The sequence below is a fragment of the Frankia canadensis genome (genome assembly GCF_900197875.1).
GTDB classification, from domain to species: Bacteria; Actinomycetota; Actinomycetes; order Frankiales; family Frankiaceae; genus Frankia; species Frankia canadensis.
In genome coordinates, this window is the sequence record NZ_FZMO01000204.1 from 1 (window position 1) to 7,120 (window position 7,120).

Here is a 7,120-nt window from a genome sequence, read left to right on the forward strand (position 1 = left end):
GGGGCACGGTAGGCGGGCGGCGGGTGGCGAGCGGACGTGTCCACACGAGGACGGCCCGAGAGATCACAACTCGACACGCGGCCTAGGCGAGGCCGGCCTGGCCGGCGAGGACAGCGAGCTGGGCGCGGTCGCGGGCGGCGAGCTTCACCATCACCCGGCTGACGTGGGTGCGGGCGGTCGCCGGGCTGATCACCAGATGGGCGGCGATCTCGTCGTTGGACAGACCGCGGCCGACCAGGCCCATCACCTCGCGTTCGCGCTCGGTGAGACCGCGCAGGTCGGGGGCGTCGAGGGTGGGTCGGCGGGCAAAGGTCTCGATGACGAGCCGGGTCACCGTGGGGGACAGCAGCGAGTCGCCGGCGGCCACGACCCGGATCGCGCGCAGCAGGTCGGCGGCCTCCGCGTCCTTGAGGAGGAAGCCCGACGCGCCGCCGCGCAGCGCCGCGAAGACGTACTCGTCCACCTCGAACGTGGTGACCATGACGACCCGGGTGCCGGCGAGGTCGGGCTCGGCGACGATCGCGCGCAGCGCGGCCAGACCGTCGAGCACGGGCATCCGGATGTCGAGCAGCGCGACGTCCGGGCGGGTGGCCCGTACGACGTCGACGGCGGCGCGCCCGTCCTCGGCCTCGCCGACGAGCTCCAGATCGTCCTCCGTCTCGATGAGGACGCGCAGCCCGAGACGGACCAGCGGCTGGTCGTCAGCGATCACGACCCGGATCACCGCCTGGCCTCCACCGGCACCGCGGCGGCGGGTACCGGGAGTTCCGCGAACACCCGCCAGCCGCCTGCCACGGGGCCTGCCGTCAGCGTGCCGCCGAGCTCGGCGGCACGTTCCCGCAGCCCTGTCAGCCCATGACCACCACAGCCACCGGCCCCGGCCGACGTCGTCACCTCACCCACCCCAACCACCCCAACCACCTCAGCCGGCTGAGCCGACCCAGCCGTCGGTTCAGCCGGTAGGAGCGGGTCGGGGCTGTCGGTGATGTCGACGCAGAGGCGATCGGCGGCGAGCGCGAGGCGCACCCGGACCTGGGTACTGGCCCGCGGTGCGTGGCGCAGCACGTTCGTCAGGGACTCCTGGATGATCCGGAAGGCGGCGAGGTCGACATCGACGGGCAGCTCGCCGAGCCGCGCGGAATCACCGTCAGTGACCAACTGAACCGGCACGTCGCACAGCCGCACCTCCCGTAGCAGCGACGGCAGCCTCCCGAGCCCGGTCAGCGGCGCCTCCACCGGGTCACCATCCGGAACCCGTCCCGCGCCCGGGTACCCGGCGGCCGCTGCCGAGCCGCCGATCTCCGTACCGCGGACGCCCAGCTCACCGCCGCCCGGCCCATCGCCCCCCGTCCCGTCGGCGCCCGGGCCATCGCCAGCCGGGCCGGCGTCCTGGCCGGCTCGGGTGAGGGCAAGGGTGGACCGCAGTTCGCCGAGGGCGTCGACGCTGGCCCGGCGGATCGCCTCCAGCGCGAGCTGAGCCTGCTCGGGCCGGCGGTCGAGCACGTGCAGCGCCACCGCGGCCCGCAGCGAGATCACCGACAGGCTGTGCCCGACGACGTCGTGCACCTCGCGGGCCATCCGCAGCCGTTCCTGCTCGACCCGGCGGCGGGTGGCCTCCTCCTTGACCTGCGCGGCGGCCGCCCGACTGCCGCGGGCCAGCGCGCCGACGAGAGCCGGCACAGTACACAGGAGCACGGCCCCGACGGCCTGGAAGGCCATTTCCCACCGGCCCGGGGCATACCCCTGGGCGGCGCCGAGGGCGGACCCCGCGAGCACGACCGCGGTCGCGCCCGCGGCCGCCCGCCACACGACGCGCAGCTCGTGCCGCAGCCCGACGGACACCGACGCGACGACCACCGGCAGGAACGACGGCCCGTGCGGGTAGCCCGCCCCCAGCAGGGTCCCGAGCAGCAGCGCGGATGCCGCCAGCATCGCCAGCGGTGAGCGCCGCCGCAGCGTGACGGTCGCGGCGAGCAGGGCGAGCAGGGTGAAGGCCAGCGCGTCCAGCGGCCGCGCCGGCGGCACCTGATCGTGGGCGGCGCCGTGCGACGCGCCGACGACGACCAGGCCGGTGGCGAGCAGCGCGGCGACATCACGCAGGCGGATGACGCCGCGCACGCGCGAGGACAGCTGCCCCACCCGCCGCACCGCCGTGTCCACCGCCATGCCGCGACGGTAGCCGGCGCCGAGGCCCGGCACATCCGCCTGCGGGCGTAGCCCGCCTACGACAGCGGGCGTACGGCAGGCGGCGCACGCGCACGGCGGCCTGCGGGCGACGCACCGTGCACCGCGTGCCGTGGTCAGGCACACGGCGGGCGGCGCGCCCAGGCGTATGTCGGCGTGGGCTAGGCTCGAGCGCATGCTCGTGTCGGGAACGCCGCCGACGCTGTTGTCCCTGTGGTATCTCGCGGCCTGTCTGGCCGAGCGGGGCGACCGGCTGGAGTACCGGCATCCCCTCGTCGCCGTCCGCAACGCGAACAACCTGGTGACCGGCGGGCTGGACGTGGTCCGCGGGGAGCCCGCGGCCTCGGCGGTCATCCGCGGCGAGGGCTGGTGGTCGCGCCCCGTGCTCGGGACGGCCGCGGCGGGCATGCCACCGATCGAGGGCCGGGTGTTGACCGGCCTGTGGGCGCAGTTCCAGGGCAAGGCGGCGGCGCTGGCGCTGCTGCCGCCGGAGCTTCGCTTCGCCCGCCTCGAAGCGGCGGCGGCCCGGGCGGGTATCGCCCCCACGCTCGCCGGCCGGCTGCTCGGCTGGTCCGACGCGGTCGTCGAGCACTTCCGCCGGCAGCCGGTGGCAGGATGATCATCGCGATCGAGGGGCTCGACGGCGCAGGGAAGAACACGCTGACCACCCGGCTGGTCGCCCGGCTGACCGGCGTCGGGCGCAGCGTCGCCACCCTCGCCTACCCGCGCTACGAGGCGCGCCCGCTCGGCCCGGCGCTGCGCGGGCTGCTCACCGGGGACGCCGGTCTCGCCGCTGTCGCGGCCCAGCCGAGAGCGACGGCGATGATGTTCGCGCTGGACCGGGCGGCGTCGCGGCCCGAGCTTGACGCCCTGCTTGCCGAGCACGACGTCGTGCTCCTCGACCGGTATGTCGCGTCGAACGCGGCGTACGGTGCCGCCCGGCTGGCCGAGCCCGAGCGGGCCGCCTTCCAGTCCTGGATCGCCGACCTGGAGCTGGGCTCACTCGCCCTGCCCGTGCCGGACCTGCAGGTCCTGCTCCGGATAGAGGTCGACCGGGCCCGTGCCGACGCGAGCGCCCGCGCCGACGGCGACCCGGGCCGTCCCCGTGACACCTTCGAGGCCGACGACGGCCTGCAGGCCCGCTGCGCCCACATGTACGAGGATCTGGCGGCCCGGAGCTGGCTGTCGCCGTGGCTGGTCGTGGACCGCGAGACCGGCGTCGACGCCGTCGACGGCTGGCTCACCGCCGCCAGCGCCCACTGAACCGCATCCTCCGACCAGCCCACGCGCGGCCCAGCCCAGCCTCTGACCAACGCGGCCGCTGCCGGTCAGCAGCCGACGATGCAGCTGGGCAGGTCGACGGCGGGCAGCCGCAGGTCGCCGGAACCCCGGCCCGGGGGACGGTGGGCGCCGGACTGCTGGGCGCTCGGCGGCCGCCCCGGGCGGGGCGCGCCGGCACCCGCCGCCGAGGTCACGCCCCGATCGCCGGCGCCCGTGCTGGCGTCCTGCGCGCGGTTGGCGCCGGTGCCGGTCTCGGCGCCACCCGGCGCCGACGAGGCGAGGCCGGACGCCTCGGCGGACGTGCTCTTGCGGTCGGCCGCCGGCGGGGGCGCACTGGTCGCGGCCGGCGACGGGGTGGCGCCGCCGCTGCCGCTGGAGTCACCCGTGGGGCTGGACGCGCCGGGCTGCCCGATGAGCACCGCGACCGTCACCGCGGCGATGGCCACGATGCCCAGGCCGAGCTGCGGGATGCTGATCCGGCCGCTGCGCCGATGCGAGGTCACGCGGACTCCGTCCGTTTCCGTCGGTGGTCGCGACGGCCGGACCGTAGCACGTACGACCCACATGCGGACACTCCGGACGGCCGGCTGGTCCGAATCGCGGGCTAGGCGGAGGCGAGGGCCTCGCTGCGTCGCTCGGCGCGGGCGCGGGTCTTCGCGATCTTCTCGTCCTGCTGGGTCGCCGCCGCGTCGAGTCCGGTGAGGAACGCGGCGACCTCCTCGCGGGCCTTCTCGGCCTCGGCGTCCAGGCCCTCGAGGTCGAAGAAGCGCCACTGGCGCAGGATGGGCGCGATGACGTCGTCGTGGTGGATGCGCAGGTTGTAGACGCCGGCCACGGCGATCTTGATGGCCTTGCGGCCGAAGTCGCGGATACCGACGCCCGGCATCTGGAAGCCGACGATCTCGTCGCGGATGATGGGCACCATGCGGGACGGCGCGAGTTCGAGCGCCGCCGCCACCATGTTCCGGTAGAAGATCATGTGCAGGTTCTCGTCCGCGGCGACGCGGGCCAGCAGACGCTCGGCGACCGGCTCGGCGCAGACGCGACCGGTGTTGCGATGGCTCACCCGGGTCGCGAGCTCCTGGAAGGACACGTAGGCCATCGCCTGCAGCGCCGAGGCGTCGGCCTTGTCGTAGCCCTTGCACATCTGGTACATCCGGTCCTGCTCCAACGTCACCGGATCGGCGCCGCGGGTGACCATCAGGTAGTCGCGCATGACGATCGCGTGACGTGCTTCCTCGGCTGTCCACCGGTGCACCCAGGTGCCCCAGGCACCCTCCCGGCCGAAGCCCTCGACGATAAGGCGGTGGTAGCTGGGCAGGTTGTCCTCGGTGAGCAGGTTGACCTCGAAGGCGATCTGCGCCGCCTTCGGCAGCACCGACTGGCCAGGCTCCCAGGGCAGTTCGTCGAAATCCCGTCCCTGGCTCCAGGGGACGTACTCGTGTGGCATCCACTCCGGAGCGATGCCGAGATGCCGGTTGACGTTCGCCTCGGCGACGGGCTCCAGCTCGCGGAGCAGGTCGATGTCCGTGGGGGATCGCATTGGTAAACAGTTCCAGGCTGCGAGCCTGTCAACCATGGCCGCCGAGTGTGGATTCGCGATCGCCGGACTGTCCCGGCGGAGCAGTTGTGGCCGCCGGCGGCATGCTCACATGGGACTCACATGCTGTTCCCATGGACTCGGGACATCCCATTGGACTCGGGACATCCCATTGGACTCGGGACGTCCTGGACACCGGCCGAGGGAGCGGACATGGCGCAGGTACCGCGGGTGCTCGTCGTCGACGACGAGCCGAACATCGTCGACCTGCTGCGGATGGCCCTGCGTTTCCACGGCTTCGACGTCCTGACCGCGACCACCGGCCGCGCGGCGCTCACGCTCGCCGCCGACGCGCGCCCCGACCTCATGATCCTCGACGTGATGCTGCCCGACATGGACGGCTTCGGGGTCTGCCGGATGCTGCGGGCTGACGGCCTGGACGTGCCCGTCGTCTACCTCACCGCCCGCGACGCCCACCGGGACAAGATCGCCGGACTGACGTACGGCGGCGACGACTACGTCACCAAGCCGTTCGCCGTCGACGAACTCGTCGCCCGGGTGCGGGCGGTGCTGCGCCGGACCAGCCCGCCGAGCCCACCCGCCGAGCCCGACCGGACCGCCGTCCTGCGCTTCGCCGACGTCGAGCTCGACACCGACACCCATCTCGTCACCCGGGCCGGCACGCCGATCGAGCTGTCCCCGACGGAGTTCTCGCTGCTGCGCTACCTGCTGACCAACCCCAACCGGGTGCTGTCGCGGGCCCAGATCCTCGATGCCGTCTGGAGCTACGACTATGCCGGCGAGCCGACCGTCGTCGACCAGTACGTCAGCTACCTGCGGCGCAAGCTCGGCCAGCATGGCCCGTCGCTCATCCACACCCAGCGCGGCTTCGGCTACGCCCTGCGCCTGCCGTCGGGCACCTCGCCGGCGGGCACCTCAACGTCGGGACGGTGACGGGGATGACGCTGCGGCTGAGACTGATGGCCGGCCTGCTCGCCCTGTCCGCGCTGGGCCTCGCCGGCGCCGGAATCGCCAGCGTGTTCGCGCTCCGTTCCTACCTCTACCAGCGCGTCGACCAGCAGTTGAGCCGGGCGGAGCTGCTCGGCGGCCGGCCACTGTCGGCGCTGCTGGCCCGGCCCCGGCTGCTCGACCCGGCGAGCGCGGGTCAGGCCGCGGGCCCCAGCGACTACCTGGTCGAGATCCGCCAGGCCGACGGCACGCTGCGCCGCGTCACCGGATCCGCGAGCCCGCCGCCGCCAGCCACGGCACTGCTCGACGCCGCCGGCGTGCGGTCCGTCGCCGGCGGCGCGCAGCGGGCCGGCCCGTTCACGGTGGTCGCGGACGGCGACCGGTACCGGGCCGTGGAACGCACGTTTCCCGGCGGCGCCCAGGTGCTCGTCGCGCTGCCGCTGCGGCCGGTCAGCGAGACGGTCCGGCGGCTGGTGCGCGTGGAGATCGCCGTCGGGCTCACGGTGCTCGCGGTCATGGCGGTCCTTGCCTGGCTGTGGCTGACCCGGGGCCTGCGCCCGCTGCGCCAGATGATCGGCACCGCCGCCGCCATCGCCGCCGGCGACCTGGACCGCCGGGTGCCCGCCGGCCCGCCCCGCTCGGAGACCGGTGAGCTCGCCGCCGCCCTGAACACCATGCTCGGCCAGATCCAGGCCGCCTTCGCCGCCCGCGTCGCCTCCCAGGAGGCCGAACGCCGCTTCGCCGCTGACGCCTCCCACGAGCTGCGCACACCTCTGACGTCCATCCGCGGCTACGCCGACCTGCTGCGCGGCGGGATGGTCCCGCCGGACGAGGCCGACGCGGCGTTGCGCCGCATCACCGAGGAGGCGACCCGGATGGGCGCGCTCGTCGACGGCCTGCTCTACCTGGCCCACCTCGACGAGGTCCACCCCATCCAGATGACCGAGCTCGATCTCGCCGCCCTGGTCCGCGACGCCGTCGCCGACCTGCGCGCCGCCGCCCCCACCCGTCCCGTCCACGTCGACCTGCCCGCCACCTGCTCCGTCCTCGGTGACGCCGACGCCCTGCGCCAGCTCGTCGGCAACCTCCTCACCAACGCCCGCGTCCACACCCCACCCACCGCCGCCATCGACATCCGCCTCACCC

General features: G+C 74.4%; 8 protein-coding genes. 4 read left to right on the plus strand and 4 right to left on the minus strand.

Going from position 1 to position 7,120, the window contains the following annotated elements:
* Positions 1–82: 82 nt before the first annotated feature.
* Together C1A33_RS16875 and C1A33_RS16880 are read right to left on the minus strand one after the other, a co-directional pair.
* On the minus strand, positions 83–724 hold the full coding sequence (locus tag C1A33_RS16875; protein WP_101832447.1) for a response regulator: 642 nt from the start codon (positions 722–724) through the stop codon (positions 83–85).
* A complete protein-coding gene (locus C1A33_RS16880) occupies positions 721–2,166 on the minus strand; it encodes a sensor histidine kinase (RefSeq protein ID WP_207770346.1) in 1,446 nt (481 codons plus the stop codon). Before C1A33_RS16880 ends, C1A33_RS16875 begins: the two co-directional genes overlap by 4 nt.
* A gap of 193 nt (positions 2,167–2,359) precedes the next feature.
* On the opposite strand from C1A33_RS16880, the gene C1A33_RS16885 reads away from it, so the two are divergent.
* Together C1A33_RS16885 and C1A33_RS16890 are read left to right on the plus strand one after the other, a co-directional pair.
* Positions 2,360–2,803, plus strand: a complete 444-nt coding sequence (locus tag C1A33_RS16885) for a hypothetical protein (protein WP_101832449.1) — start codon at positions 2,360–2,362, stop codon at positions 2,801–2,803.
* On the plus strand, positions 2,800–3,447 hold the full coding sequence (locus C1A33_RS16890; protein ID WP_101832450.1) for a dTMP kinase: 648 nt from the start codon (positions 2,800–2,802) through the stop codon (positions 3,445–3,447). Before C1A33_RS16885 ends, C1A33_RS16890 begins: the two co-directional genes overlap by 4 nt.
* Before the next feature lie 65 nt (positions 3,448–3,512).
* Here the strand turns inward: C1A33_RS16890 and C1A33_RS33720 are convergent, their stop codons facing one another.
* Entirely contained in the window at positions 3,513–3,968 is a 456-nt protein-coding gene (locus C1A33_RS33720; RefSeq protein WP_115537968.1) for a hypothetical protein, read from the minus strand.
* 101 nt (positions 3,969–4,069) lie between these two features.
* A complete protein-coding gene (locus C1A33_RS16900) occupies positions 4,070–5,008 on the minus strand; it encodes an acyl-ACP desaturase (protein ID WP_101832452.1) in 939 nt (312 codons plus the stop codon).
* A 210-nt stretch (positions 5,009–5,218) separates the two neighbouring features.
* Here C1A33_RS16900 and C1A33_RS16905 point away from each other — a divergent pair, with 210 nt between their 5' ends.
* Positions 5,219–5,959 (plus strand): response regulator transcription factor, encoded by a 741-nt coding sequence (locus C1A33_RS16905; RefSeq protein WP_101832453.1) that lies wholly within the window; start codon positions 5,219–5,221, stop codon positions 5,957–5,959.
* 5 nt (positions 5,960–5,964) lie between these two features.
* Positions 5,965–7,120 (plus strand): sensor histidine kinase (locus C1A33_RS16910; protein WP_101832454.1); only part of this gene is annotated, 1,156 nt, incomplete at its 3' end.